The sequence below is a fragment of the Dokdonella sp. genome, assembly GCF_044227025.1.
In the GTDB taxonomy this organism is placed as follows: Bacteria; Pseudomonadota; Gammaproteobacteria; order Xanthomonadales; family Rhodanobacteraceae; genus Dokdonella_A.
Map to the genome: position 1 here is coordinate 470,156 of NZ_JBGAFX010000002.1, position 25,781 is coordinate 495,936.

The 25,781-nt window shown below is 66.8% G+C and carries 25 protein-coding genes and 1 tRNA gene; 18 read left to right on the forward strand and 8 right to left on the reverse strand.

The features are described 5' to 3' along the window. Nucleotides 1-245 precede the first annotated feature (245 nt). Complete coding sequence (locus ACILRJ_RS06365) at nucleotides 246-1,055, forward strand: cyanophycinase (protein WP_395681510.1); 810 nt, start codon at nucleotides 246-248, stop codon at nucleotides 1,053-1,055. Next, on the forward strand, nucleotides 1,055-1,549 hold the full coding sequence (locus ACILRJ_RS06370; RefSeq protein WP_395681512.1) for a GNAT family N-acetyltransferase: 495 nt from the start codon (nucleotides 1,055-1,057) through the stop codon (nucleotides 1,547-1,549). The genes ACILRJ_RS06365 and ACILRJ_RS06370 overlap by 1 nt, the downstream gene beginning before the upstream one ends. Before the next feature lie 51 nt (nucleotides 1,550-1,600). Here ACILRJ_RS06370 and ACILRJ_RS06375 read toward each other — a convergent pair whose 3' ends face one another. Next, on the reverse strand, nucleotides 1,601-4,477 hold the full coding sequence (locus ACILRJ_RS06375; protein WP_395681514.1) for a S8 family serine peptidase: 2,877 nt from the start codon (nucleotides 4,475-4,477) through the stop codon (nucleotides 1,601-1,603). Between the two features lie 311 nt (nucleotides 4,478-4,788). Between ACILRJ_RS06375 and ACILRJ_RS06380 the strand changes: the two genes are divergently transcribed. The 3 genes from ACILRJ_RS06380 (at nucleotide 4,789) to yeiP (ending at nucleotide 7,048) form a co-directional block, all read left to right on the forward strand. Next, a complete protein-coding gene (locus ACILRJ_RS06380) occupies nucleotides 4,789-5,409 on the forward strand; it encodes a hypothetical protein (RefSeq protein ID WP_395681516.1) in 621 nt (206 codons plus the stop codon). Between the two features lie 200 nt (nucleotides 5,410-5,609). Further along, nucleotides 5,610-6,377, forward strand: a complete 768-nt coding sequence (locus tag ACILRJ_RS06385) for an SDR family NAD(P)-dependent oxidoreductase (protein ID WP_395681518.1) — start codon at nucleotides 5,610-5,612, stop codon at nucleotides 6,375-6,377. 107 nt (nucleotides 6,378-6,484) lie between these two features. After that, nucleotides 6,485-7,048, forward strand: a complete 564-nt coding sequence (yeiP, locus tag ACILRJ_RS06390; protein WP_395681520.1) for an elongation factor P-like protein YeiP — start codon at nucleotides 6,485-6,487, stop codon at nucleotides 7,046-7,048. Between the two features lie 56 nt (nucleotides 7,049-7,104). Here the strand turns inward: yeiP and ACILRJ_RS06395 are convergent, their stop codons facing one another. Next, nucleotides 7,105-7,698, reverse strand: a complete 594-nt coding sequence (locus tag ACILRJ_RS06395; protein ID WP_395681522.1) for an NUDIX hydrolase — start codon at nucleotides 7,696-7,698, stop codon at nucleotides 7,105-7,107. A 158-nt stretch (nucleotides 7,699-7,856) separates the two neighbouring features. Between ACILRJ_RS06395 and ACILRJ_RS06400 the strand changes: the two genes are divergently transcribed. Continuing rightward, nucleotides 7,857-9,365 (forward strand): amino acid permease, encoded by a 1,509-nt coding sequence (locus ACILRJ_RS06400; RefSeq protein ID WP_395681523.1) that lies wholly within the window; start codon nucleotides 7,857-7,859, stop codon nucleotides 9,363-9,365. A 340-nt stretch (nucleotides 9,366-9,705) separates the two neighbouring features. Continuing rightward, nucleotides 9,706-11,145 (forward strand): amino acid permease, encoded by a 1,440-nt coding sequence (locus ACILRJ_RS06405; RefSeq protein ID WP_395681525.1) that lies wholly within the window; start codon nucleotides 9,706-9,708, stop codon nucleotides 11,143-11,145. A 102-nt stretch (nucleotides 11,146-11,247) separates the two neighbouring features. Here ACILRJ_RS06405 and rmuC read toward each other — a convergent pair whose 3' ends face one another. From rmuC to ACILRJ_RS06420, 3 genes are all read right to left on the reverse strand, one after another. Then, the gene (gene rmuC / locus ACILRJ_RS06410; protein ID WP_395681527.1) at nucleotides 11,248-12,738 is read right to left on the reverse strand and encodes a DNA recombination protein RmuC; all 1,491 of its coding nucleotides are present in this window, start codon (nucleotides 12,736-12,738) and stop codon (nucleotides 11,248-11,250) included. A 130-nt stretch (nucleotides 12,739-12,868) separates the two neighbouring features. Beyond that, nucleotides 12,869-13,204, reverse strand: a complete 336-nt coding sequence (locus ACILRJ_RS06415; protein WP_395681529.1) for a high-potential iron-sulfur protein — start codon at nucleotides 13,202-13,204, stop codon at nucleotides 12,869-12,871. A 172-nt stretch (nucleotides 13,205-13,376) separates the two neighbouring features. After that, a complete protein-coding gene (locus tag ACILRJ_RS06420) occupies nucleotides 13,377-13,553 on the reverse strand; it encodes a hypothetical protein (protein ID WP_395681531.1) in 177 nt (58 codons plus the stop codon). Here ACILRJ_RS06420 and ACILRJ_RS06425 point away from each other — a divergent pair. The 5 genes from ACILRJ_RS06425 to ACILRJ_RS06445 all read left to right on the forward strand — a co-directional run bounded on the left by ACILRJ_RS06425 (nucleotide 13,486) and on the right by ACILRJ_RS06445 (nucleotide 17,435). Further along, the gene (locus ACILRJ_RS06425; RefSeq protein WP_395682062.1) at nucleotides 13,486-14,082 is read left to right on the forward strand and encodes a methylthioribulose 1-phosphate dehydratase; all 597 of its coding nucleotides are present in this window, start codon (nucleotides 13,486-13,488) and stop codon (nucleotides 14,080-14,082) included. The two genes, ACILRJ_RS06420 and ACILRJ_RS06425, sit on opposite strands and share 68 nt — an antisense overlap. Beyond that, nucleotides 14,079-14,645, forward strand: coding sequence for a 1,2-dihydroxy-3-keto-5-methylthiopentene dioxygenase (locus ACILRJ_RS06430; RefSeq protein ID WP_395681533.1), 567 nt, complete (start codon nucleotides 14,079-14,081; stop codon nucleotides 14,643-14,645). Before ACILRJ_RS06425 ends, ACILRJ_RS06430 begins: the two co-directional genes overlap by 4 nt. Nucleotide 14,646: 1 nt before the next feature. Next, nucleotides 14,647-15,093, forward strand: coding sequence for a PH domain-containing protein (locus ACILRJ_RS06435; protein WP_395681535.1), 447 nt, complete (start codon nucleotides 14,647-14,649; stop codon nucleotides 15,091-15,093). A gap of 85 nt (nucleotides 15,094-15,178) precedes the next feature. Further along, entirely contained in the window at nucleotides 15,179-15,859 is a 681-nt protein-coding gene (gene mtnC / locus ACILRJ_RS06440; protein ID WP_395681537.1) for an acireductone synthase, read from the forward strand. Nucleotides 15,860-15,944: 85 nt separating this feature from the next. Beyond that, nucleotides 15,945-17,435 carry a C13 family peptidase gene (locus tag ACILRJ_RS06445; protein WP_395681539.1) on the forward strand — a complete coding sequence of 497 codons (1,491 nt, stop codon included), beginning with the start codon at nucleotides 15,945-15,947 and terminating at the stop codon, nucleotides 17,433-17,435. On the opposite strand, the gene ACILRJ_RS06450 is transcribed toward ACILRJ_RS06445, so the two are convergent. From ACILRJ_RS06450 to ACILRJ_RS06460, 3 genes are all read right to left on the reverse strand, one after another. Further along, the gene (locus ACILRJ_RS06450; protein ID WP_395681541.1) at nucleotides 17,429-19,114 is read right to left on the reverse strand and encodes a hypothetical protein; all 1,686 of its coding nucleotides are present in this window, start codon (nucleotides 19,112-19,114) and stop codon (nucleotides 17,429-17,431) included. The two genes, ACILRJ_RS06445 and ACILRJ_RS06450, sit on opposite strands and share 7 nt — an antisense overlap. Then, nucleotides 19,111-19,878 (reverse strand): glycosyltransferase family 2 protein, encoded by a 768-nt coding sequence (locus ACILRJ_RS06455; protein ID WP_395681543.1) that lies wholly within the window; start codon nucleotides 19,876-19,878, stop codon nucleotides 19,111-19,113. Before ACILRJ_RS06455 ends, ACILRJ_RS06450 begins: the two co-directional genes overlap by 4 nt. Nucleotides 19,879-19,929: 51 nt before the next feature. Then, nucleotides 19,930-20,006 (reverse strand) — tRNA-Arg (locus ACILRJ_RS06460). A gap of 110 nt (nucleotides 20,007-20,116) precedes the next feature. On the opposite strand from ACILRJ_RS06460, the gene ACILRJ_RS06465 reads away from it, so the two are divergent. From ACILRJ_RS06465 to murB, 6 genes are all read left to right on the forward strand, one after another. After that, on the forward strand, nucleotides 20,117-20,956 hold the full coding sequence (locus ACILRJ_RS06465; protein WP_395681545.1) for a DODA-type extradiol aromatic ring-opening family dioxygenase: 840 nt from the start codon (nucleotides 20,117-20,119) through the stop codon (nucleotides 20,954-20,956). A gap of 164 nt (nucleotides 20,957-21,120) precedes the next feature. After that, a complete protein-coding gene (locus ACILRJ_RS06470) occupies nucleotides 21,121-22,653 on the forward strand; it encodes an aldehyde dehydrogenase family protein (RefSeq protein WP_395681547.1) in 1,533 nt (510 codons plus the stop codon). Nucleotides 22,654-22,795: 142 nt separating this feature from the next. Further along, nucleotides 22,796-23,299 (forward strand): c-type cytochrome, encoded by a 504-nt coding sequence (locus ACILRJ_RS06475; RefSeq protein WP_395681549.1) that lies wholly within the window; start codon nucleotides 22,796-22,798, stop codon nucleotides 23,297-23,299. 96 nt (nucleotides 23,300-23,395) lie between these two features. Then, the gene (locus tag ACILRJ_RS06480; protein ID WP_395681551.1) at nucleotides 23,396-23,683 is read left to right on the forward strand and encodes a DUF4190 domain-containing protein; all 288 of its coding nucleotides are present in this window, start codon (nucleotides 23,396-23,398) and stop codon (nucleotides 23,681-23,683) included. 2 nt (nucleotides 23,684-23,685) lie between these two features. Continuing rightward, entirely contained in the window at nucleotides 23,686-24,720 is a 1,035-nt protein-coding gene (locus ACILRJ_RS06485; protein WP_395681553.1) for a quinone-dependent dihydroorotate dehydrogenase, read from the forward strand. Continuing rightward, complete coding sequence (gene murB / locus ACILRJ_RS06490) at nucleotides 24,675-25,772, forward strand: UDP-N-acetylmuramate dehydrogenase (protein WP_395681555.1); 1,098 nt, start codon at nucleotides 24,675-24,677, stop codon at nucleotides 25,770-25,772. Before ACILRJ_RS06485 ends, murB begins: the two co-directional genes overlap by 46 nt. Nucleotides 25,773-25,781 lie beyond the last annotated feature (9 nt).

Genomic DNA, 25,781 nt, shown 5'->3' on the forward strand with positions numbered 1-25,781 from the left:
GGATGCGGGTAGGTCATCGCGAGAAATCAAGACTGAGCTGTTGGAAACGCAAACAGCGACCGCACGGCGACAGCGCCCTAACCCTACCTTCTCCCGCAAGCCGGAGAGGGGAAATCAAATCGCACGGATGCGGGACGAACATGCAGGACGCGAGTCGGTCTTCGCAATGACAACCGACAAACTCACGACACCGGAATCAAAACGCGCCCTATACTCGACCCTCCAAGAAACCAACGCGACCCTCGATGCCCGCCAAACTCGCCCCCGACCGCAATCGTGGCCTGATCGTCGCTTGCGGCGACATCGATGCGGATGATCGCGGCGCGAAATTGCTGGCGCGGCTGTTCGCCCTGCTCGGCGCGCAGCCGCGCGTGGTCATGCTCGCGGCGGCGGAGGCGAACGATCCGGATTTCGAACTGGAGGCCGTCGCGTATGCCGCCGGCGCCGGCGACGTGCGGCGCGCCTTGCTGGCGGGGCGTGCGGACTGCGAACAGCGCAGCCTGCTCGATGCGGTCGAGCATGCCCAAATCGTGATCCTGCTGTCCGACCAGCCGTTGCGCCTGTCAACGCTCGTCGGCGGCACCGCGCTCGCACGGGCGATCCGACGCCGCAACGCGGAAGGCATGGCGGTCGTGGGCTGCGGTGGCGGTGCGGCGCTGCTGTGCGAACACATGCTGATGCACGGAGCAGAAGGGGCGACTCCGCGCGGCGGCGGCGCAAGTTTCGCGCCGGGCCTTGGCCTGACCAATCGCGTGGTGATCGACCAGGGCGGCCATGCGAGCGATCGCCTCGGGCGCCTGCTCGCCGCGCTCGCGTTGAACCCGTTCGCGCTCGGTCTCGGCCTCGATGCCGCCACCGCAGCGGTGATCGGTCCCGACAATGTGCTCGAAGTGATCGGTGGCGGCGGCGTGACGATCATCGATCCGGCCGAGATGGCGGAGTCGAACGTCGCCGACGTCGCACCCGGTGCGCCGATCCGCATCACCAACCTGCGACTGCACGCACTTACCGGTGGTGCGCGCTACGATCTCGACTTCCGCCGCACGGTCGACTGATGGCGGTCGCCCTGAATTTCACCCTCCGCCCGATCGAGCCGCGCGACGATGCGACGGTTGCGGCGATCATCCGCCGCGTGATGCCGGAGTTCGGCGCGGACGGCCCGGGTTTCGCGATCCACGATGCCGAGGTCGACGCGATGTGCGCCGCCTACGCGCGCCCGCGCGCTGCGTATTTCGTGGTCGAGCGTGATGGAGTCGTGCAGGGTGGTGGCGGTTTCGCCCCGCTCGACGGCGCCGACGCGGCGACCTGCGAACTGCGCAAGATGTATTTCCTGCCCGGTCTGCGTGGCCTCGGCGCCGGGCGCGCGTTGATCGCGCACTGCCTCGAATCAGCGCGCACGCTCGGCTTCCGCCAGTGCTATCTCGAAACGCTCACCGGCATGGATGCGGCGCAGTCGCTGTATCTGGCCAGCGGTTTCCGGCGCATCGAGCACGCGCTCGGCGCCACCGGTCATCACGGTTGCAACCGCTTCTACCTGCGTGAACTGTAGCGCACAGTCCGAAGGCCGCCCGGGGGCGGCCTTCGATACCGCGCGCAGACGTCAATCGCCGTCGAAACCGTCGGTGAAGATCGCGCTCGGCGTTACCCGCAGGTAGAACGTCGGCGCGGTTCCCTGGGTCTTGTTGTAGACGGCAAGACCGAGGAAGTCGGAGCTCGCATCGGCGAGTCGATAGCGGATCTTTTCGCCGCCGCCGGCTCCCGCCGCATCGCCATCGACGATCGACTGGTTGCGTCCCTGCGCCCAGGTTGTCGAATCCGCGCCGTTCGAGCGGTACAGCGCCAACGCCATGTCGGCACTGCCGGCTCCCGCATCGGGGATCAGGGTGATGCGGCGCTCGCTGTTCGCCTCGAAACCCATGTCGGCGACGAACAGCGACGTATTGGTGTCCATCGAGTACGGGCCATACACGCCGCCGCTGCTGGACGAGTAGTAGGCGCCATCGGCCGCGTTGATCGAGTACGCGCCGCTGCCGGAGTATTTCTTGACGCGGAAGAACTCGCGCTGGCTCGACGGCCAGTGGTTGCCGTCGACCATGATGAAATCGACGGCACCGTTGGTTCCCCCGAGTTGCGACAGCGCGAGTCGCGGCCGATTGAACGTGTCCGTGGTATTGATCGGCTCGAGGAACCACGACGCGCCGTACAACTCGAGGTCATCGTCCGCGCCCACTGCCGGTCGCAGCGCCACGCCGCGCCAGTACGGAATCCAGCCCGCGTATTCCTGATCCGGCCGGATGTCGAAGAAGCGGCCCTGCGCGCCCGGCGCACCACCGAACGCCCACCAGGTTCCGCGCGGCACGAAATTGCCGTCGAGTCGCGCCGCAGCCGCGAAGGGCGTCGCGCTGCCGCTCCAGCTGCCGAACAGCGTGATCCTGAACTTGTAGGTGTCGGTCGCCGGCGCATAGAAGTCGACCAGCTCGAAGTTGTTGTAGGAACTGTTCGAATTGGTGACGAAGGTGGTGCCGTCGCTGCGGTAGACGGTGAGGTCGAGGTCGGCCGGCATGTTGTCGTTGGAATAGGTCGTGCCGCTCAACGTGACGTTGGACATCCAGTTGATCGCGAAGCGCACGCGCTGCCCCTCGCGTGCATACACGTCGTAGGTTTTCGGGAAGCTCGACGCATCGACGCCCTGGAACCACCACGGGCCGTTCTCGGTGGCGTAGACCGACGCGGTGCCATCGATTGTCGGACGGTCGCCCGCGGACCGCAACGCCCCAACCATCGTCAGCGCGCGCACCGCGACCGGCGACCCGGCGAGCTGGCTGTCCGCCTCCATGAGGTCGGCGGTGAGTCCGGATGTCGCGGGTGCAGCAAAGCTCGTGCCCCACAGGCCCGGGCTGAGCGGCGACGTCGTGCTCGTGGTCTGCGCGAGCGAAACGATGTCGACCGCGCCGGCGTCGACTTCGGGCTTGACGTGCGTGCCGCCTGCGCCGTCGCCGATCGGCCAGCCGCTGGCGGAACAATCGTAGCGGTCGTCGTCGCTCCAGCCGATGGTGTTGTGGTCGTTGTAGCCGCCGACCGTGAGCGTGTTGTAGCCGCGGCCCGGCGATTCCACCCCGTACACCGTCGTCGGCGGCGTCTGTCCGCAGTTGGGCGCGCCGTAGTTGCCTGCCGCGTGCACATTGAGACGGAACGAATTGCGCGCGATGTAGTCGAGGCGGCGGTCGAACGCGTTGAGGCTGTTGTCTGCGACGTTCTTGAAGCCCCAGCTGTGGTTGAGCACCTGCGCGCGCGTGGCGCCCCAGTCGGTCGCGGCCTCGAGCGATCCGCTCGTGCCGTAGTCACCGTTCGCGCTGATCAGCGTGCTGCCCGACGCCATGCCGTGGTGCGTGCTGTGCGTACTGGCAATGATGCCGCCGACCCAGGTGGTGTGGTCCGCCGTCGCGAGTCCGGTGTCGCGGCTTTGCGATACCGTCATGTACGGGTTGCTCGGGTAGACGCGACCGCCCTCGACGACTGCGACGGTCACGCCACTGCCGTCGTAGCCGACCGCATTGATCGGCGTGATGTTGTCGGTCGGGCGCGCGATGTCGAGGCTGGGGCCGCGTTCGCCGCCGGTGTCGTCGAGGATCGCGACGCCGGGCCAGCGTGCGACCGACCACGCCGGACCAGGCGCGAGCTCGACGATGATCGAGGGCACGATGTCGCTGGCATAGACGACCTTGGCACCGGCCGCTTCGAGCCGTTGCAACATTGCGGCGCGCGGCGCTGCGAGTGCGGCACGCAAGTCCGCGATGCGGAACTGGTTGCCGGCTTCGACCGCGGCAACTGCAGCGGCGCGCTCGACGCGTTCGGCCTCGAGCCGCGCGCGCTGCGCAGGATCGTCCTCCGACTTCACTGGCTCCTGCTCCGGGGCCGGCGCACCGGCCGTCGTCGCCTGCGGGACCACCAGTGCGCCGTCCAGCGGAACCGCCTCACGCTTGGCGCCGTTCGCAATCGTCACCGCATCGGCGGGCGCGCCACCGTACGCCGACGGCACCTGCACGCCACCGCTCGGACCACCGCCATCGTCGGGCAGGTCGGCCGCGTACCAGAGATCGACGACGATGCGGTCGGTGGCCGCCATCCGCTGCATTCGCTTGAGCAACGCCGGCGTCATCGCGCCGTAGGCCATGCGCCAACCTGCCCCGGCCTCGTCGCGCACGCGGGTTGCATCGACCGCGACGCCGTCGCTGAAGGTCCGTCCGACCGGCTCGCCGGTCGCGGCATCGATGGCCTTGACGGTGCGCAATTCGCGCCCGTCGAGGAGGATTTCGCTGGACGCATGCACGTCATCGAGGCGCGCCGTGCCGACGCCGAGCGTGCGAGCGAGCAACTCGGCATCCGCGTTGACCGCGGCCTGCGGCGCCGCAACCGCGGGAATCGACAGGACGAACGTGATCGCCGTCGCGAGAGCAGTAAGGGGCAGGCGCTTCATGTGGCGTTTTCTCCATGGCGGGAATTCACGAAATGCAAGCCGCACCGGGCCCTGGTCGGGTGTCCTGCAACGGTCGCACTGCTCCATACGGCGTTTGGCGCCGCTTACCGACATCGCGCACACGTGGCCCGTTCGGGACGGTTGGATACGGCTGTCCGAACGCGTCGGCCGCGGTCGCGACCGTGCCCATGGCACGCTGTTTGACGGCGCCATGGCCGACAAAATCCACATTGACTCGACGCGCGTACAGGCGGACATTCACCCTCCCGCCGCGGGCGCGCCGGGGACAAACTCGAACGGGGGAACCCGCCATGTCCACAACCTGTTTGCTGAAGCACCGCTTGATGTTTCCGTTGCTCGTCATGCTCGCCGGCACGGCCTTCGCGGCCGAGAACGCCAAGGTCGCCGACGAGATCCATGGCGACAAGATGAAGATGGAAGGCATGGCAAAGCCGGCGCCAGGCGATGCCAAACTGATCGCAAGCGCGATGAAGGCCGCGCCGTCGAGCGTGGCGAAGGACGCGACGATCGTCGCGATGGACGCCCAGGGCATGCGCACGCTGCGCAAGGGCGGCAATGCGTTCACCTGCATGCCGGACAACCCGGAAACGCCGGGCCCCGATCCGATGTGCGCCGACAGGAACGCGATGGAATGGATCAGCGCATGGGTCGGGCACAAGCAACCGCAAAGCGGCAAGGTCGGCTTCATGTACATGCTGGCGGGCGGTACCGACGCGAGCAACACCGATCCGTATGCAAAGAAACCGGACGGCAGCAACCATTGGGTCAAGACCGGCCCGCACATCATGGTCGTCGGAGGCGACGCGGCGTTCTATGATGGCTATCCGAAGTCGGCCGACCCGGACACCTCGCAGCCGTACGTGATGTGGGCCGGCACGCCTTACCAGCACCTGATGGCGCCGGTGCACTGAAAGCGCGCGGCCACCCGAAGTACATCGCGACAGCGACCGCAACCGGTGCAGGAGCGGCATCAGCCGCTCCTGCGACTGCAGCATGCCTTGTCGGCTGCGCGAGCCGCCACTGCCACTGCATCGCGCGGCAAGGTGCAGCCGCGATGCGTCCCGTGCAGGGCTGCTAGAATCCGCGCCCTCTTCTTCGCGCGGGAAACCCCATGCAACTCGATCAGGTCAAGGCCGTCGTCACCGGCGGCGCTTCCGGGCTCGGCTTCGCCGTCGCCACACACCTCGTCGCGCACGGCGCGAAGGTCGCACTGCTCGACGTCAACGACGACAAGGGCCATGCAGCGGCAACCGGGCTTGGTGCATCGGCCAGCTATTTCCGCACCGACGTGACCAGCGAGGAAGGCGTTGCCGCATCCCTCAAGGATGCGCAGGCGAAGCTCGGCGGCCTCAATGCCGTCATCAGCTGCGCCGGCATCCTCGGCGCCGGCCGCGTGCTCGGCAAGGAAGGCCCGATGCCGCTGAAGACGTTCGCGACGACGGTCACCGTCAACCTGATCGGCAGTTTCAACGTCGCCAAGGCCGCCGCCGACCTGATGCAGCACAACGCGCCGGGCGAAGACGGCGAGCGCGGAGTGATCATCAACACCGCATCGATCGCCGCGTTCGAGGGACAGATCGGCCAGGCCGCCTACTCCGCCTCGAAAGGCGGCGTGGTCGGGCTGACCCTGCCGATGGCACGCGAGTTCGCGCGCATCGGCGTGCGCGTCATGACGATCGCACCGGGCGTGTTCCACACGCCGATGGTCGACGGCATGCCGGAGCAGGTGTACCAGTCGTTGTGCGCACAGGTGCCCTACCCGTCGCGCCTCGGCAAGCCGGAGGAATACGCCGACACGGTCGCGTTCATCCTGCAGAACCGCTACCTCAACGGCGAGACGATCCGCATCGACGGTGCGATCCGGTTGGCGCCGAAATAACCCGTGGCGTCTGACGCACGAGAACCCCTCGTGCGAATCGCTTCGGCCGCCCCGCGGCAACCCGTCACGACTCACCCCCACTTTCCACTCCCTCTCGAACCCATCCCATGAAAGCTTCCGACATCAAGAAGGGCAACGTCGTCGAGCACGACGGCAAGGTCTACCAGATCCGCGACATTGAACGCAGCTCGCCGCAGGGTCGCGGCGGCAACGTCAAGTTCCGTTTCATCATGTACAGCGTGCCGGGTGGCCAGAAGCTCGACCTTTCGCTCGGGGCCGAGGACGAACTCAAGGAAACGGAGCTGACTCGTCGCGCGGTCAACTACTCGTACAAGGACGGCGAAGCGTTCGTGTTCATGGACAGCGAGGACTATACGCAGTACACGCTCGACGCGAACGTCGTCGGCGACGCATCCGGCTATCTCGTCGACGGAATCGAAGGCTGTTACGTGCAGCTGATCGACGATGCACCGGTCGCATTGCAACTGCCGCAGTCGGTCGTGCTGGAAGTGATCGAGACGGCGCCTGAACTGAAGGGCGCGACCGCGACCAAGCGTCCGAAACCGGCGAGGCTTTCCACCGGGATCGAGATCCAGGTGCCGGAATACATCCGCAACGGAGAGAAGGTCACCGTCAATACCGTCACGGGCGAGTTTGCCGGCAGGGCCTGACGCGCCGCGGACGAAACCAGGAACGTGATCCGGCTTGCGCCGGGATCACGACCTGCTCACCGGCGCGCGAGCCACTTGCGCGCCATGCGCCGCAGCGATTCGTCCTGCATCCGGTCGTGCGCGATCGCGGCAATTTCGACCCATGCCAATGCGTGCGACTCCTCACCTACGGCGAACGCCTCGCTGCCGCGCGCCCGCACGACGAAGCGGACGTCGTAATGCCAATGCTCCGGCTCGTCGCCGCGTGCAGGGATGCGGTGACGGTCGAGATCGAAGACCTGCGGCTCGACCGCGAGGTCGGCCAGGCCCGATTCCTCCTCCGCCTCGCGCAGCGCGACCCGCGCAAGATCGGTGTCGCCGTCGGCATGCCCGCCGAGCTGGAGCCAGCGATCCAGCTTGCGGTGGTGGGTCAGCAGCACGCGGCCACCGTCCGGACTGACCAGCCAGGCCGAACCCGTGAGGTGGGCGTCGCGTCGCTCGCGCGAGGCAGCCGCCGGATCCTCCGCCATGAGCTGCGCGAACAGCATCGCGACGGCGCGCTCGGCAGGATACGCCTGCGCATAGTCGTCCACCTGCCCCAGCCACGCAGCCTGATGCGCGGCGAGCTGATGCGCGGCGAGGTCGTGCGGCAGGGCAGCATCGGTGGGCATGACGTCGTTCGCTTGCCGCTGGTGCAGTGGTCGCGTATTTTACCGGACCGCTTGCCATTCGACCTTGGTCGCATGCATGCGCAGGATCGCCGGCGCTGGGGGTTTCAGGCGCACGAACGTTCTACAGCCTGGCCACCACCGCTCGCGAAGGGGATGCAATGATTTTCTGGCGTGTCAAACCGCTCGATCAGATTCTCGCAACCGCAGAAAAGAAGTCCCTCAAGCGACAGCTCGGCGCCCTGCAGCTGACCTTGCTCGGCATCGGCGCGGTGATCGGTACCGGCATCTTCGTGCTTACCGCCGAAGCGGGCCAGAAGGCCGGACCCGGCATGATGATCGCGTTCGTGATCGCGGCGGTCGTCTGCGCGCTCGCCGCACTTGCCTACGCCGAACTTGCTTCCATGCTTCCGGTATCGGGATCGGCCTATACCTACACCTACGGCGTGCTAGGCGAATTCCTCGCCTGGATCGTCGGTTGGGCACTGGTGCTCGAATACGCGATCGGCGCGGCGGTCGTGTCGGTCGGCTGGTCCGGCTACATGAACGGCCTGCTCGCCCACAGCGACCTGTTCGGCCTCGTGCAACCGGGTGCGCTTTCCCTGCCCGAATTCCTGCGTACCGGCCTCTACACCGGCGGCGGGTTCAACCTTCTGGCTTTCCTGATCTCTCTCGCCGTGACCTGGCTGCTCGTGATCGGCACCTCGAAGAGCGCGCGTGTCAACTCGGTGCTGGTCGCGATCAAGATCACCGCGCTGACCGTGTTCATCCTGATCGCGGTTCCGGCCGTGAAGAGCACGAACTTCGAACCGTTCCTGCCGGGTGGCTGGGGCAGCCCGCTCGGCGGCACCGGCGTTCTCGGCGCGGCCGCGTCGATCTTCTTCGCGTATGTCGGCTTCGACGCCGTATCGACCGCGGCGGAAGAAACCAAGAACCCGAATCGCAACGTTCCGATTGGCCTGATCGGCGCACTCGGCGTGTGCACGGTGTTCTACCTTCTGGTCGGCTATGGCGCCGCGGGTTCGGTCGGTGCGCAGCCGATGCTCGGCACGAATGGCATGCCACTCGACCCGGGCGGCCCCGAGATGGCCGCCGCATGCGCGCAGTCGCAGGCACTGGTATGCAGCAAGGAGCCGCTCGCGCACGTGTTGCGCCTGCTCAATTTCCCGTCGATCGGCAACTGGATCGGCATCGCCGCAATCCTCGCGCTGCCGTCCGTCATCCTCATGATGATGTTCGGCCAGACGCGCATCTTCTTCACGATGTCGCGTGACGGCCTGCTGCCGGAAGTGCTCTCGCGCGTGCACCCGCGCTTCCACACGCCGCACGTGATCACGATGTTGACCGGCGCGGTCGTCGCGGTCTGCTCGGCGCTGTTCCCGGTCGGAAAGCTCGCCGACACGTCGAACTCGGGCACCCTGCTCGCGTTCGCGATGGTCTCGATCGGCGTGTTGATCCTGCGCAAACAGCAACCGAACCGGCCGCGCTCGTTCCGCACGCCGATGGCCTGGATCGTCTGTCCGCTTGCGGTCATCGGTTGCGCGCTGCTGTTCTTCAATCTCAGCATGACCGCGAAGACAGTGTTCGTGGTCTGGGCGGCGATCGGCCTGGTGGTCTATCGACTCTACGGATACCGTCGCAGCCAGCTCGCCCCGCAGAACGCAGGCTGAGGTACTGGATCGTTGAACCCACGGAGGCCGGCGCATCGTCGCCGGCCTTTTTATGACCATGGATGGTCGGTATCCCGGAAATGCAGGAGCAATTTCCGGGATGACCATGGATGGTCGGTATCCCGGAAATGCAGGAGCAATTTCCGGGATGACCATGGATGGTCGGTATCCCAGAAATGCAGGAGCAATTTCCGGGATGACCATGGATGGTCGGTATGCCGGTCGGCCGATGCTCCTGGCATCAGCCGACACTTCCCGCTTCCCTGCCGGTCGGAATTGCAGGAGCAATTTCCGGCATGACCGTGGATCGTCGGCACGTATCAGAACCTATGGAACCGCCATGCTCGACCGATTGCTAGCCCTCAAGACCGATTTCTCCAATGCGGCGGTCGACGACGACGGCCCGTCGCTGAAGCGCACGCTCGGCCCCTGGGGCCTGACCGCGCTCGGCATCGGCGCGGTGATCGGTGGCGGCATCTTCGTGATCACCGGCCAGGCGGCCGCCGAACACGCCGGGCCCGCGATCATCCTGTCGTTCATGATCGCCGCGCTGTGCTGCAGCTTCACCGCGCTGTGCTACGCCGAATTCGCAACCCTGATCCCGATGTCGGGCAGCTCGTATTCCTATGCGTACGCGACGCTCGGCGAGGGCGTCGCCTGGTTCATCGGCTGGAACATGGTGCTCGAATACGGCGTGTCCGCGTCCGCCGTCGCGGTCAGCTGGACCGGCTATTTCACGAGCCTGCTCGACCATTTTGGCGTGCACCTGCCAGCAGCGCTGACGAATGCGCCGCTCGCCTATACCGACAATCGCCTGGTCACGACCGGCGCGCTGTTCAACCTGCCCGCGGTCGCAATCGTGCTGTTGCTGACCTGGCTGTGCTACGTCGGCATTCGCGAGTCGAGCGGGGTCAACACGGTGATGGTGATCCTCAAGGTCGCACTGATCGTGATCGTGATCGCCGCCGGCTGGCACTACGTGAACCCGCAGCTGTGGCATCCGTTCATACCGGAGAACCAGGGGCCGGAGAAATTCGGCTGGACCGGCATCATGCGCGCGGCCACGCTGGTGTTCTTCTCCTACATCGGTTTCGAGGCAACCTCGACCGCTGCGCAGGAAGCGAAGAATCCGCAACGCGACCTGCCGATCGGCACGATCGCCTCGCTCGCGATCTGCACCGTCCTCTACATCGGCATGGCCGCCGTGCTGACGGGACTCCTGCCGTTCGACCAGCTCGGCACCAGCGAGCCGGTGGTGACCGCCGTGAAGGCGCACCCGGAACTCGGCTGGCTGCGCTGGCTGGTCGAGGTCGGCGCACTGATCGGCCTGTCGTCCGTGATCCTGGTGATGGTGATCGCGCAGCCGCGCATCTTCATGATCATGGGCCGCGACGGCCTGCTGCCGCCGGTATTCGCGAAGATCCACCCGAAGTACCGCACGCCGCACATCAACACGGTCATCACCGGCATCGGCATCGCCGCGCTCGCGGCGGTGTTCCCGCTCGACGTGCTCGGCGACCTCGTCTCGATGGGTACCCTGATCGCGTTCATCGCGGTCTGTCTCGGTGTCTTGATCCTGCGTCGCACCCGACCGGAACTTCCACGCACGTTCCGCGTGCCGTGGGCGCCATTCACCTGCATCGCCGGCGTGCTCAGCTGCATGCTGCTGCTGTACTTCGAGAACTGGTACAACTGGACGCTGATGGGCGTCTGGACGGTGATCGGGTTCGCCATCTATTTCGGCTATGGCTATCGCCACAGCCGGCTGCGTCGCAACTGATCGCGGCGACGCGATGCGGAGGAGCGGAGCGAGCCCCGGTCTGCAATAGCGGGGGGCGCCTGGCCGGCTTTGCTAGCGCCTGCTCGGCTCACGCCACGGCGCCTACGAAACCTGTTCTTCGTCGTCGTCATCCGCGGCGTCGACTTCGTCCTGCAGCAGCGAGAGCTGCTTGCGCGTGTCGGCGCCGAGCTTGCGCAGGCGGTCGACGCGGCCGATCAGGTTGCCGCGGCCGCTGCCGATGCGCTTGAGCATGCCCTCGTGCAGGGATTGCGCCCTGCCGAGCGCGTCGCCGACGCCGCCGAGTTCGTTCACCAGCAGCACGAAGCTGTCATGCAGCGCGCCGGCCTGGCGCGCAATCTCGGCCGCGTTGAGGTTGCGGTCTTCCATGCGCCACAGGTGCGACACCGTACGCAGCGTCACCAGCAGCGTGCTCGGACTGACCAGCGAGATGTTCTTCGACAGCGCGTGAATGTACAGCCCGTCATCGGCGCGGATCGCCTCCATGAATGCGGCCTCGACCGGAACGAACAGCAGCACGAAGTCGAGCGTGCGCAGGCCCGGAATCGCCTCATAGTTGCGCTTGGACAGGCCATCGACATGCCGGCGCAGCGATGCGACATGCTCGCGCAGCAATCCTTCACGCTGGACGTCGTCGGTTGCGGCGCACAGGCGTTCGTAGGCGGTCAGCGAGACCTTCGCATCGATGACGAGGTCCTTGCTGTCCGGCAGGTGCACGATCACGTCCGGGCGCGGGCGACCGCCCTCCTCGTCCGAGAAGACGACCTGCAACTCGAACTCGCGACCCTCGCTGAGTCCGGACGCCTCGAGCACGCGTTCGAGCACCAGCTCACCCCACGCACCCTGCGTGCGCGTGTCGCCCTTGAGCGCGCGCGTGAGGTTCAGCGCGTCCTCGCTGATGCGTTCGTTGAGCTGCTTGAGACTGTGTATCTCCTGCGACAGCATGCCGCGCTCGCGCTGATCGGAGGCGTGGCGCTGGTCGATCGTCTCGCGGAATTCCTTCAATTGAAGCTTGAAAGGATCGAGCAGGCCACTGAGCTGCTGCGTGCTCTGCTCCCGGAAGCGCTCGGCCTTGTCCTCGAGGATGCCGTGCGCGAGATTCTGGAACGCTTCGCGCAGGCGTTGCTCGGCCTGTTCCAGCAATTGCAGCTTTTCGGTCGCCGCGGCGGCCTCGGCGGCGGAGCCGGCCTGGAGCGCGGCATGGCGACCGGTCAGCGCAACCAGTTGTTCCTGCGCCGCATCACGCGCGCTGCGCGCGGCGGCAAGTTCCTGGCCGAGGCGCTCCGACCGCTCCTGCTGGGTAGCGGCGCGCGCCGTGACTGCCAACAGGTTCTGTTCGGCATGCGACACATCCTGTTCGAGTCGCCGCACGCGCGCGGACGCTTCGTCGGCGCGTCGGATGGCTGCATCGCGCTGTTCGACCAGCGTTGCCACCTCGGCACCACGGCTTGCATACCCTTCGAGCCTCGCTTCACCGCGGCCGCGCCGCGCCAGCAGGTAGGCGATCACCACACCCGCGAAGAAACCGACCGCGAACGCGGCGATCAGCGGCAGTTGGACAGGATAGTTCGGCACGCGCGGTTCCGTGGATGGCGACGGAGCGCGATTGTGACAGGCGCGGTCTCAGATGCCGAGATTTCCGCGGCCCGGATGGCGTTGGCGGTTCCCGGTGCCATCATCAGGCACCGGGAATACCCGAACAGGATCAGGCTTTCGCGGTCCAGCTCCTGCACCAGCCCTTGGCATTCACGTCCTTGCCCGGGAACAGGTCGCACGGGCCATAGGCCATTTCCGAGTGGCCCTTGAAGAAATTGCAGTTCGCGCAGTTCGAGTTGGGCTTGTACGACGGATCGCCCTTCGCGGTCGCCGCGTCCTCGGTGTATCCGAGGGCAGCCGCCGTTGGGTCCTTTGGATCGACATGCGGGGTGTCCGCTCGCGCGATGCGCGGCAGCAGGCTCGCTGCAACCGGCGCCATTGCAGCGCCGACTACGGCAATCTTCAGGAAACGACGTCTGGCCTGGCGGTTGGCTGGGTCCGACATGGGTCCACTCCTTCGTTGATTGGGTGCCCTCGTCCGGGCACGGTGATTTGCCCCACGGCGCCGCGCAGCTTAGCGCGCCCGACACCGTGCGGCACGCTCCTGCGCGCCTCGACCGCAGGTCTGCCGCCAGACGGTAGCTCGCGGCCGATGATCAGTCCGTGAACAGGACCGTTCACACGCCTTCGGTATAGTAGGCGGAATCGTCGCCGCGGGTTGCCGGAGAACCGATCATCGCCACTGAAGTCATCGACCGTCGTCGCCTGGAACGCTGTGCCGGTGAGATCGCCACGGCCGGACGCGAACTCGGCGCACTCGGCTGGACGCCCGCGACCAGCAGCAATTTTTCCATGCGAGTCGATTCCGCGCACGCCGCTGTCACGATCTCCGGGCGCGACAAGGGTCGGCTCGGCATCGACGACATCATGGTCGTCGACCTTGATGGCCACGCGGTCGGCACCACGGCCCGCCCCTCGGCTGAAACCGCACTGCATACCCAGATCTACCGCCGCTTCGCCGACGCAGGCGCGGTGCTGCATACCCATTCGCGCGCGCAGTCGGTCGCGTCCCGGCTGTACGCGGCGCAGGGCCTCGTCCGTTTCGAAGGCTGGGAGCTGCAGAAGGCGATCGCCGGTTACACCACCCACGAAAGCGTGCTCGACCTGCCGGTTTTCCCGAATACGCAGGACATGCATGTGCTGGTGCGCCAGGTCGATGCCTGGCTGGACGCCGGCAAACCGCTGCACGGCTACTTGATCGACGGCCACGGCATCTACACATGGGGACGTGACATGCCGGAAACGCGCCGCCACCTGGAGGCGTTCGAATTCCTGCTCAATTGCGAACTCGACCTGCTGCGCCTCAAAGGAACCGCCTCGTGAGCCGACTGCGCATCTACGACGACACCATCGCCGATGTACCGCGCTCGACGCATGCGGAACACGCCGACATCACGCGCGAACTCGCGAAGGTCGGCGTGCGGTTCGAGCAATGGGAAGCCTCGCAGCCGGTCGTGCCCGGCGCCAGTCAGGACGAGGTGATCGCCGCCTATCGCAGCGACATCGACCGCCTCATGCGCGAAGAAGGCTACCAGGCGGTCGACGTGATCAGCCTGCGCCCGGACAACCCCGACCGCGCGGCGTTCCGCCAGAAATTCCTAAACGAGCACACCCACAGCGAGGACGAAGTGCGCTTCTTCGTCGCGGGCGCCGGCCAGTTCACCCTGCACATCGAAGGCAAGGTCTACGAGGTACTGTGCGAGAGCGGCGACCTGATCGGCGTGCCCGACCGCACGCGCCACTGGTTCGACATGAGCGAATCGCCGTACTTCATCGCGATCCGCCTGTTCACCAACAAGGAAGGCTGGGTCGCCGAATTCACCGGCGACGATATTGCGGAGCGCTTCCCGCGCATGGCGCCGCATCCCTCGGCCGGAGCGACTTGAGATGGGCTACCTCGACGAATCGCTGGCCGCAGGCGAAACCATCGTCGCGCACTTCGACCTGCACTGGACCGCGAGGTGGCGCCTGATCGTGTTCCTGCTGCTGGCGATCCCGACGTTCGGCCTCGCCCTGCTGGCTGCGATCTACGAATGGATCCGCCTGCGCTCGATCGAACAGGGCGTGACGAACCGGCGCGTGGTGCGCAAGACCGGCATCATGAGCCGCGAGACGACCGAACTGCGGCTGGCGTCGATCGAAACGATCGACCTGCGCCAGAGCGCATGGGGGCGCCTGTTCGGCTACGGCGACGTGGTGCTGACCGGGCGTGGCGAGACCGCGATGGTGTTCCAGCGCCTCGCCGAACCGCTGGATGCGAAGCGCGCGATCGAGGGCGCGTACGCGGCGAACGTCGAGGCGACGCGTGCACACCCCTCGGAACATGTTGCGTAGGCACAGCGGCAGCCACGGCGGCGATCGCGGCACCTCCCTGAAGGCATCGCGGCTGAGGCCGCTCCAGCACTAGCGGCACACGCCAATGATCACGACCATCCTGACCGACATCGAAGGCACCACCAGCTCGATCCGCTTCGTCAAGGACGTGCTGTTCCCGTACGCGCGCGAGCGGCTCCCGGCCTTCGTAGTGACCCATGCCGATGATCCCGACGTGCAGCACTGGCTGCACGAGGCGGCGAAGGAGGCGGGCCTGGTGTCGGCGGGCCAGCAGGAACTGATCGACCTGCTGATCGAGTGGATCGACGCCGACCGCAAATCGACCGCCCTGAAGGCACTGCAGGGGATGATCTGGAAGGACGGTTACGCCAGCGGCGAATATCGCGCGCACGTCTATCCGGAAGTGGCCGCACGCCTCGGTGCGTGGCATGCCGCGGGCAAGCGACTGTACGTGTACTCCTCCGGCTCCGTGCCGGCGCAGAAACTATTTTTCGCGCATACCGAAGCAGGCGACCTCGGCCCGTTGTTTTCCGGCTATTTCGATACCGAAACGGGCCCGAAGCGCGAAGCGGAATCGTACCGGCGCATCGCCCATGCCATCGGTGCGGCGCCCGGGGAAATCCTGTTCCTGTCCGACATCGTGGAAGAGCTCGACGCCGCGGCGGCAGCGGGCCTGCACACGACGCAGATCGCGCGCCCGCCTTCGACCTGTCCGAGCGTCGGCACCCACGGCTGCGTCGCGGATTTCGACTCCGTCGAGACCTGATCTTTCGCGGAACGGGTGAAACCCAGCGCGCGCGCAAGGATAATGGCGCGGATTCGCGTTACTCCGTCGTCCGACCCGGTATCCCGTGCACTCACTCCCTGCGACCCTGATCGACGGCCTGCGCGCCGCCCTGTTCCGCCATCCGCGCGATGCGGCCATGAGCGTCGGCGCCGATATCTTCGTTGGCGTGCTGCTGGTGTACCTCATGGTGTCGCTCGGCATCGGCATGCTCGACACGCCCCCGCCCTGGCGGTTCGTCACTGCGGGCGTGCCGACCGTGCTGTGCGACTCGATGCTGACCCTCGTCGCGGCGTGGATGCTCGCCCTGCTCGCGGGGAGGCGTGGCGCAGTCTGGGGCGTCGCGAGCGTGCTGCTCGCGGCAACCGTGGCGACTGCGCTCGTCATCCATTGGCCGCTCAGCCATGCGGTTTCCGCGCTGGCCGGCAACGATCACGTCGTACTTGCGACGTTGCTCGAACTGGTCTCGCGCAGCTGGTGGTTCCTCGTCCTGCTCGCGTTCGCGCACTGGCTCGCGCCGCGAGGACTGCCGCATGCGGTCGCGTGCGCATTGCTCGCGTACGCAGTGTCGGCGGCGGCGTGGTGGTGGTTGCCGCAATCGCCGCTGCTGCTCACCGCTTCGACCACCGTCGAATCCGCCGCGGAAATAGTGGACGCGGACGAAGCAACGGATGCTGCGCCTGCGACGCCGGCGGAGGACGAAGCCAAGGCCGACTTCGATGCCGAGCAGGCGATGTATGCGCAGCCCGCCCTGCTCGATGCGGCACTCTCGAAACTCGCGCCGCAAGTCCCGGGCAAGCCGGATCTCTACGTGGTCGCATTCGCCGGCGACGCACAGGAGGACGTGTTCCGCAACGAAGCCGAGTACGTCGAGGATCTTTTTTCGAAGCGGTTCGGTGCAAACGGACACGTCGTCGTGCTCGAAAACAATGTGCAGACCGTGACAACGCGCCCGCTCGCGAACTGGACCAACCTGCATCGCACCCTGCAGGCGATCGCTGGCCGCATGGATCCGGCCGAAGACATCCTGATGCTGTACTTGAGCACGCACGGATCGGACGACCACCAGCTGCTGGTCGACCTCGACCCGCTGCCGCTGAACCAGATCGGCCCGGACGACATTGCCGACGCGCTGAAAACCACGCCGGCGATGCGCTGGAAGGTGATCGTCGTCAACGCCTGCTATTCCGGCGGCTTCGTCGACGCCCTGCGCGACGATTCGACGATGGTCATGACCTCGGCACGCGCGGACCGTACCTCGTTCGGCTGCGGCGCCGATTCCGACATCACCTACTTCGGCAAGGCGTTCCTCGCCGAAGCGCTGAACAAGACCACCTCGCTGCGCGAAGCGTTCGACCTCGCTCGCGCCTCGGTCGATGAATGGGAATCCGCCGACGCGAGCCACGCGGAAGGCAAGGCTGTCGAACATTCCGAGCCGCAAATCGCCAGCTCCCCGAGCATCGAAGCGAAGCTCGCAACGTGGCGACGCGCGCTGCACGCGGGCCCGACTGTTCCGTTCAAACCCGCCCCGGAGTGGTCCACGCACGCGTCTCAGTGAATCGCTGCCGGATCGCCTCCGGCGCGTGGCCGCAGGGCGAACACCACGATGCTGTCGTCTTCGTAGGCGGGTTGGCCCAGGCGCGACACGACCTTCGCCACGCACGCCGGCATGTCCGGCCATGCCACCGGCCAGGGGAAGTCCTTGCCGGGCGGCACGGTCCAGGGGTGCAGGCGCATCACCAGATAGTCCGCGCCCCAGGTCGCCCCGTCGAGGATGTCGGCGAGCCGCCCGATGCGGCTGAAGTGGTCGCCCGTCGCGGTGTACGGATACTCGTCCCACTCGCCGGCGCCGCACACCGGCGATGCCAGCGCGTACTTCACGTTCTGCCGATGGATCGACTGCAGCCACGGATCGGGCATGTAGTTCGAGTGCGCGCGTGCCGGGGTCTCGATCAGGGTGACGCTGGCGGGTGGTTTGCGCGCGAGGTCAAGCAGGAACGGCGAGACCGGCCCGAGCTGCAGCAGGGTGACGTACGGGTTCTCGGCCGGGTCATAGTCGTACTGGAACAGCGCGTGTCCCATGAACTGGTTCGGCGTGTGATACCAGCGCGGCAGCGGGCCGCACACGACGAGGCCGGCGAGACACGCGGTTGCCAGCAACATGGCCAGAGGCTGCGCGCGCAAGCGTTCGAACAAGCCCGCGATTCCTTCGGCGACGAACAGCAGCAGGAACGGCAGCACCGGTACCGCATAGCGCACGAGCACCGCCGCATGCTGGATCCAGGCCGGACGCGCCGCGCACACGACGATGCCCCCGACCACCGCGGCCGACAGCACCAGCGCGGTCAACTCGCGCTCGGACCGCCACAAGCGCCACACACCGGCTGCGAACAGCGCGGCGATGATCGCGCACAGCCACGCGTCGGCAACGCCGAACTGGATCAACACGCTGCGATACACGCTTTCCAGGGTCGGACTGTTCGCACCCGCCTTGCCCGCCATCGCGCTCCAGTCGTTGAGCAAGGGCGGACCAAGCGCCAGTGCGAGCGGCACGGCGACGAGCCATCCCAGCACGAACAACTGCCGCAGCGAACGCAACGCCTGCGCCCGCCTGTCGCGATCGAAACACGCACGCAGCTCGCCGAAGCCGTAATACGCGAACGGCCACAGCGTGAACACCAGCGACAGCAAATGCGCCCAGCCGCCGAGGAAAGTCACGACGATGTAGGCGCCGGCCCATGCATGGCGGTTGGCGCGGCCTTCACGCCAGTTGCGGAACGCGACGAACGCGATGACGCCGAACAGGGCCAGCAAGGCGTACGGTCGCGCGGTGCGGCTGAAGTACACCAGCGACGGGGAAATCGCCAGCAGGCCGGTCCAGATTGCGCGCGTCGACAACGCAAGCCTTGAGCGCAGCAGCCACGGCGCGACCGGCAACAGGGCAATCCCCGCGACCAGCAGCGGCAGGTGCATCGCCCATTCGCTCAGCGCCGACTGCTCGTACAGCCACCGATACCAGAGCGTGAGTGGAATGCAGTAATCGGCGACTCCGAAATGGTCGGCGATCGCGGACATGTCGGCGCGGATGAGCATGCGCACCGCATGCCATTCGTCGTCGATGAGCATCTGCGAGCGCAGTTGCGACACGCGCAGGAAAATGCCGGCCAGCACCGCGGCCAGCGACAGCAACCACCACGGCCATGCTGCGCGCGCTGTCGACGTGCGTGGCGGCTTCAAGTCCGACTCACCTTCGCGTCGCGCAGCGTGCGTAGGAACGGCGGCGAGCACACGCCCCAACGCCACAAACGGTACGACAGTGCGGTGCCGAGCACGCCGAACCCGTACACGACCGAGCGGTGGAAATTGATCTCGCTCGCTTCGGGGAAATACTTGGTCGGGCAGGAAATCTCGCCGATGCGCTGGCCGAATGCATGCGCCTGCACCAGCATCTGGTTGTCGAACACGAAGTCGTCGGAGTTTGCGGCCAGCGGAAGCGTTTCCAGCACGCTGCGCGAGAAGGCACGGTAACCGGAATGGAACTCCGACAGCTTGGAACCGATCAACAGGTTCTCGACCGCGGTCAGTGCACGGTTGAACACATACTTGTACAACGGCATGCCGCCGGCAATCGCGGTATTGCCGAGGATGCGCGAGCCGATCACCACGTCGTACACACCCGAGGCGATCATCGCGGCCATCGCGGTGATCAGCTTCGGTTCGTACTGGTAATCCGGATGCAGCATCACGACGATGTCGGCTCCCTCTTCCAGCGCGAGCGCATAGCAGGTCTTCTGGTTGCCGCCGTAGCCGCGATTGGCAGGATGGCGGTGCGTGCGGATGCCGAGTGATTCGGCCACCGCGACGGTCGCATCATCGCTGGCGTCGTCGACCAGCAGCACGCAGTCGACGACGTCGTGCGGAATCGCCGCGTGGCATGCGGCAAGCGTCTTCTCCGCGTGGTACGCGGGCATCACCACGACGATTTTCTGACCGTGCAACATGCGCGAACCGTCCGTTCCGATGACCGCGGGCGGCGCCTCGCGCGTGGATTCTGGCGACCCCGGCCCGATTCGAACGGGCGACCTCGCCCTTAGGAGGGGCGCGCTCTATCCAGCTGAGCTACGGGGCCGCAAACCCGGGCATTGTAGCGGCGTGCGCGCGAGCGGCCTACATATCCGGTGCGCGCGAACGCCGCTCCAAGCCTTGCAGCCGGACCACTTCACCGCCATATGCCGGGCCATGGACGACAACCCCGCCCGCAATGCCTCCGCCCGGCGCATGCCAACCGTGTACCTGCCGCACGGCGGCGGTCCGTGTTTCTTCATGGACCCGCCGCCGCAGGCGCCGCAGACCTGGGACGGCATGGCCGCATACCTGCGTGGCCTCGCCGCGTCGATCGGCGAACGCCCGCGTGCCCTGCTGGTGGTGTCGGCACATTGGGAAACACCGCGGCCGACCGTCAACAGCGGCGCGGCGCCGGGCATGCTGTTCGACTACTACGGCTTTCCCGCGCACACGTACCAGCTTTCCTGGCCTGCGCCAGGATCGCCGCCACTGGCCGCCAAGGTGCGTGACCTGCTCCAGTCCGCCGGCATCGACTGCGACGAGGATGCGGCGCGCGGCTACGATCACGGCGTGTTCGTGCCCCTGCTGCTGGCGTGGCCGGATGCCGACATCCCGACCACCCAACTTTCGCTGCAGGCCGGACTCGACCCGGCGGCGCATCTGGCAATCGGCAAGGCGCTGGAACCGCTGCGCGACGAGGGCGTGCTGATCATCGGCAGCGGCATGAGCTACCACAACCTGCGCGAGTTCTTCGCCGCCGATGCACGCGTGGTCGCCGACGCGGAGCAATTCGACACGGCCTTGACCGCGGCGCTGCTGGACCCTGTTCCGGCTGCACGCGAGGCGCAATTGATCCGCTGGAAGAGCCTGCCGGCCGCGCTCGCCGCGCATCCGCGCGCCGAGCATCTGCTGCCGCTGATGGTCGTGGCCGGTGCCGCGGGCAACGATCCCGGCCGGCGCATGTGGACCGGGCCGATCTTCGGCAAACCGGTCTCGGCGTTCCATTTCGGCTGACACGCCCGGCGAATCCTTCGACGCCCACGCTGCGCGCCCTTCGACTTCGCCCAGGACAGGTGCGGTCGGCGAGAACGGCCAAGCCAGGCACCGCCCGCGGCCTGCTACAATCGCGGGTTTCGCGCATGCCAGCGCACCTCATATTTGAAACTGGAGCCGTTCCCATGTCCGCGCAGATCCTCAAGGCCCTCGGCCTCGACCCGCTCAATTCCGGTACCTACCTCGGCAACGGCGAGTGGTCGAAGACGACTGATGCCGGCCTGCTGCAGTCGATCAATCCGACCACCAACGAGGTGATCGCCGAGGTGCACGCCTCCAGCACGGCGGACTACGAGAAAGTCGTCACGCGCGCGCAGGCTGCGTTCCAGGTCTGGCGCACGACGCCGGCGCCGCGCCGTGGCGAGGCCATCCGTCTGTGCGGCGACGCTCTGCGCAAGCACAAGGACGCGCTCGGTTCGCTGGTCGCGCTCGAGATGGGCAAGAGCAAGCCGGAAGGAGACGGCGAAGTGCAGGAGATGATCGACATCGCCGACTTTGCGGTCGGCCAGTCGCGCATGCTGTACGGCTACACGATGCATTCGGAGCGCCCGGGGCATCGCATGTACGAGCAGTACCACCCGATCGGCCTGGTGGGAATCATCAGCGCGTTCAACTTCCCGGTCGCGGTGTGGGCGTGGAATTCGTTCCTCGCCGGGATCTGCGGCGACATCTGCATCTGGAAGCCGTCGAACAAGACGCCGCTGACCGCGATCGCGTCGATGAAGATCTGCAACGAGGCGCTCAAGGCCGGAGGATTCCCGGACATCTTCTTCCTGATCAATGACGCCGGCATCGAACTGGCGCAGCAGTTCGTCGACGATCCGCGCGTTCCGCTGATCAGCTTCACCGGCTCGACCCAGGTCGGCCGCGCGGTCGGCGAGCGCGTCGCGCGCCGCCTCGGTCGTTCGCTGCTCGAGCTCGGCGGCAACAACGCGATCATCCTCGACGAGACCGCCGACCTGAAGCTGGCGATCCCCGGCATCGTGTTCGGCGCGGTCGGCACCGCCGGCCAGCGCTGCACCACCACGCGGCGCCTGATCGTGCACGAATCGATCTACGACAACGTGCTGGCAACGCTGATCAAGGCGTACAAGCAGGTCGAAGGCAAGATCGGCGATCCGACCGACGCCGCGAACCTGATGGGCCCGCTGAACAGCCAGGCTGCCGTGCAGCAGTTCCTCGCCTCGATCGAGAAGGCGAAGGCCAGCGGCGGCAAGGTCGAGACCGGCGGCACTGTGATCGACCGCAAGGGCAACTTCGTGTTGCCGGCGATCGTCACCGGCCTCAACAACAGCGATGAGGTGGTGCAGCACGAGACGTTCGCGCCAATCCTGTACGTGATGAAATACAAGACGCTCGACCAGGCGATCGCAATGCAGAACGGCGTACCGCAGGGCCTGTCCTCGTCGATCTTCACGCAGAACCTGAAGGCGGCCGAGGCGTTCCTGTCGGCCGCCGGTTCCGACTGCGGCATCGCCAACGTCAACATCGGCACCAGCGGCGCCGAGATCGGCGGCGCGTTCGGCGGCGAGAAGGACACCGGCGGCGGCCGCGAATCCGGCTCGGATGCCTGGAAGGCCTACATGCGCCGCCAGACCAACACGATCAACTATTCCGATTCGCTGCCGCTGGCTCAGGGCATCAAGTTCGAATTCTGATCTTGCATACCCGCACTGACGGCAAACGCGCGCGCATCCTGCGCGCGCCCCTGGGCGGCTGCGCACTGTGATAGGAACCATCCCTCCTGTACGTACTTGATCACTGAAGGCGCTCGATCGCGAGCGCCATCGGATCATCGCCATGTACAAGACTCTGCTGCTTCTCGCAGCGATCGCGCTGCTGACCGGCGCCGTGCTCGGCCAGCGCGCCACTGCCACGCCGGGTGCCGACGGCACGCTCCAGCGCGGGCGCTACCTCGTCACGATCGGCGGCTGCAACGACTGCCACACCGCCGGCTTCGCCCCGAGCGGCGGCAAGGTGGCGCAATCGCAATGGCTGCTCGGGGACACGCTCGGCTGGAACGGGCCGTGGGGCACCACCTATGCACCCAACCTGCGCCTGCAGCTGGCCGGGATGGATGCGCCATCATTTCGCGTCTACGCACGTGCCCTCAAGGCGCGTCCACCGATGCCGTACTGGGCGCTCAACGCGATGAGCGACGACGACCTCGACGCCCTGCTCGCCTACGTCCAGTCACTCGGCCCTGCCGGCGCGCCTGCACCGGTCGCGCTGGCGCCCGGCGTCGCACCGCAGGGTCCGGTGGTGCGCTTTCCCGCACCGCTGCCGGAGGGCGCGATGCGCTGACGACCGGGCCGAGGCGCTCCCGGCGTCGGCAGCGTCGTTGATCCGCCGCGCGCATCTGACTACGCTTGCGCAGTCACCTTCCGCTTCGGATTCCCGATGAACTCCATTCCTGCGCGCACCAGCACGATGGCCGTGCTGAGCCTGGTATTCGGCATCGTCTGCTGGGTCGCCCTGCCGTTCATTGGCGCGCTCGCCGCGGTCATCTGCGGGCATTCGGCGCGTGGCGAGATCCGCCGCGCACCGCCCGGCACGATCGAAGGGGACGGCATGGCGCTCGCCGGCCTGATCCTCGGCTGGGTGCACCTGGTCCTGTGTATCCTCGCCGTGATGATGGTCATGCTCTTTCTCGGCGGCCTCGCGTTCTTCGCCGCACACGCGCACTGACCTTGTACGCGCTCGCCCGCCCATTGCTTTTCTGCCTCGACGCCGAGCGCGCGCATGATCTAGGCCTCGCCGCGATCGAGACCGCGTACCGCACCGGCACGAATCCGCTGCTCGCGGCGAAACCCAAGCCACTGCCGCTCGACACGCTCGGGCTGCGCTTCGACAATCCGGTCGGCCTCGCCGCCGGGCTCGACAAGAATGGTGCGCACGTCGACGCACTCGCCTCGCTCGGCTTCGGCTTCATCGAGGTAGGCACGACGACCCCGCGGGCGCAGGCCGGCAACCCGAAGCCGCGCATGTTCCGCCTGCCCGAGCACGAAGCGATCATCAACCGTCTCGGCTTCAACAACGGCGGCGTGGATGCACTGGTGCGCAACGTCGAACGCGCGCGCTACGGCGGCGTGCTCGGCATCAACATCGGCAAGAACAAGGACACGCCGAACGAACGCGCGATCGACGACTACCTGCACTGCCTCGAACGAGTGTACGCGCGCGCCAGCTACGTCACCGTGAACATCTCCTCCCCGAACACGCAGGGCCTGCGCGACCTGCAGGAGGAGGAAACCCTCAAGCGCTTCATCGGTACGCTGCGCGAAGCGCAGGAACGCCTCGGCGCGAAATGCGGCGCGCGCAAGCCGATGCTGCTGAAGATCGCGCCGGACCTCTCGGATGCGGAACTCGACTCGATCGCGAGCGTGCTGAGCGCCGCGCGCATCGACGGCGTGATCTGCACCAACACCACCGTTGACCGCACGGGCGTCGCCGGCCACCGCCACGCAGCCGAGCCTGGCGGCCTGTCCGGCAAACCGGTATTCGCGAAATCGACCGCCGTGCTGCACGGCATGCACGAACGACTCGGGGATTCCATCCCGCTCGTCGGCGTCGGGGGCATCGTGCGCGGCGCCGACGCCGTCGCCAAGTTCGACGCCGGTGCTGCACTGGTGCAGTTCTACAGCGGCATGATCTTCCGCGGCCCGGCCCTGATCGGTGAATGCGTCGAAGCCTTGCGCACGCGTTCCGCCAGGGCACGCGCGTGAGCGGGTATCGCGTCGGCGCGGCGATCGCCAGCGGCGACGGCTACACCATCGTCGAGAACGCATCCCTCAAGGGTCGCAACACGCTGCATGTCGCGGCGCGCGCGAATCTGCTCATCGACGTACGCAGGCCCGCGGCTCTCGGCGAATTGTTCGGCTACGCGATGCTGCGCACGCAGCCGCTGCTCGTGCTCGGCGAAGGCAGCAACATCCTGTTCACGCGCGACTGGCCGGGCGTCGCGCTATCGATCGCCGCGCTCGGCATTCGTGTGGTGGATGACGAGGACGATCATGCGCGGATCCGCGTCGAAGGCGGCGAGAACTGGAACGACTTCGTGCGCTGGTCGCTCGCGCACGGTTATGTCGGTCTCGAAAACCTCGTGCTTATTCCCGGCACGGTCGGCGCTGCGCCGATCCAGAACATCGGCGCGTACGGCACCGAAGTACGCGAATTCATCGCGGCGGTCGAGGTCTGGGACCGCCATGCAGGCCAACTGGTGATGCTGTCGAATGCCGACTGTGCCTTCGCCTACCGCGACTCGCTGTTCAAGCGAGATCGTGATCGCTATGTGGTCACGGCGGTCGAGTTCGCGTTGCCGCGAACGCGTGCGCTGCGCATCGACTACGCCGGCGTGCGCGAAGAACTCGCGGCGATGGGCGTAGCCATGCCCTCCGCGCCAAGCGTCGCCGAGGCGATCGCCCGGATCCGCACGCGCAAGCTGCCCAATCCCGCACTGCTCGGCAACGCCGGCAGTTTCTTCAAGAATCCGCTGGTCGATACGGCGCAGGCCGATGCCCTGCTCGCGAAGCATCCCGGGCTGCCGGCATGGCCCGCAGGCGATCGAAGCAAGTTGTCCGCGGCGTGGCTGATCGAGGCCTGCGGGTTCAAGGGCCTGCGTGACGGTGACGCCGGCATCGCCGCCCAGCACGCGCTGGTGCTGGTCAACCACGGCAACGCCAGCGGCGCGCAGCTGTGGGCGTTCGCAGAACGCGTGCGGGCGGCGGTACGCGATCGGTTCGGCGTCGAACTGGAGCCGGAGCCCGTTGTGATTTGAGGGCTGAGG

Coding starts and splice junctions, on each gene's coding strand:
- ACILRJ_RS06435 (WP_395681535.1), top strand. CDS start 14,647: ATGGGCTACCTCGACGAATCGCTGGCCGCAGGCGAAACCATCGTCGCG.
- ACILRJ_RS06400 (WP_395681523.1), top strand. CDS start 7,857: ATGATTTTCTGGCGTGTCAAACCGCTCGATCAGATTCTCGCAACCGCA.
- ACILRJ_RS06365 (WP_395681510.1), top strand. CDS start 246: ATGCCCGCCAAACTCGCCCCCGACCGCAATCGTGGCCTGATCGTCGCT.
- ACILRJ_RS06470 (WP_395681547.1), top strand. CDS start 21,121: ATGTCCGCGCAGATCCTCAAGGCCCTCGGCCTCGACCCGCTCAATTCC.
- ACILRJ_RS06415 (WP_395681529.1), bottom strand. CDS start 13,204: ATGTCGGACCCAGCCAACCGCCAGGCCAGACGTCGTTTCCTGAAGATT.
- yeiP (WP_395681520.1), top strand. CDS start 6,485: ATGAAAGCTTCCGACATCAAGAAGGGCAACGTCGTCGAGCACGACGGC.
- ACILRJ_RS06465 (WP_395681545.1), top strand. CDS start 20,117: ATGGACGACAACCCCGCCCGCAATGCCTCCGCCCGGCGCATGCCAACC.
- mtnC (WP_395681537.1), top strand. CDS start 15,179: ATGATCACGACCATCCTGACCGACATCGAAGGCACCACCAGCTCGATC.
- ACILRJ_RS06480 (WP_395681551.1), top strand. CDS start 23,396: ATGAACTCCATTCCTGCGCGCACCAGCACGATGGCCGTGCTGAGCCTG.
- ACILRJ_RS06420 (WP_395681531.1), bottom strand. CDS start 13,553: ATGGAAAAATTGCTGCTGGTCGCGGGCGTCCAGCCGAGTGCGCCGAGT.
- ACILRJ_RS06395 (WP_395681522.1), bottom strand. CDS start 7,698: ATGCCCACCGATGCTGCCCTGCCGCACGACCTCGCCGCGCATCAGCTC.
- murB (WP_395681555.1), top strand. CDS start 24,675: ATGCGTCGAAGCCTTGCGCACGCGTTCCGCCAGGGCACGCGCGTGAGC.
- ACILRJ_RS06475 (WP_395681549.1), top strand. CDS start 22,796: ATGTACAAGACTCTGCTGCTTCTCGCAGCGATCGCGCTGCTGACCGGC.
- ACILRJ_RS06385 (WP_395681518.1), top strand. CDS start 5,610: ATGCAACTCGATCAGGTCAAGGCCGTCGTCACCGGCGGCGCTTCCGGG.
- ACILRJ_RS06405 (WP_395681525.1), top strand. CDS start 9,706: ATGCTCGACCGATTGCTAGCCCTCAAGACCGATTTCTCCAATGCGGCG.
- ACILRJ_RS06455 (WP_395681543.1), bottom strand. CDS start 19,878: ATGTTGCACGGTCAGAAAATCGTCGTGGTGATGCCCGCGTACCACGCG.
- ACILRJ_RS06380 (WP_395681516.1), top strand. CDS start 4,789: ATGTCCACAACCTGTTTGCTGAAGCACCGCTTGATGTTTCCGTTGCTC.
- ACILRJ_RS06370 (WP_395681512.1), top strand. CDS start 1,055: ATGGCGGTCGCCCTGAATTTCACCCTCCGCCCGATCGAGCCGCGCGAC.
- ACILRJ_RS06375 (WP_395681514.1), bottom strand. CDS start 4,477: ATGAAGCGCCTGCCCCTTACTGCTCTCGCGACGGCGATCACGTTCGTC.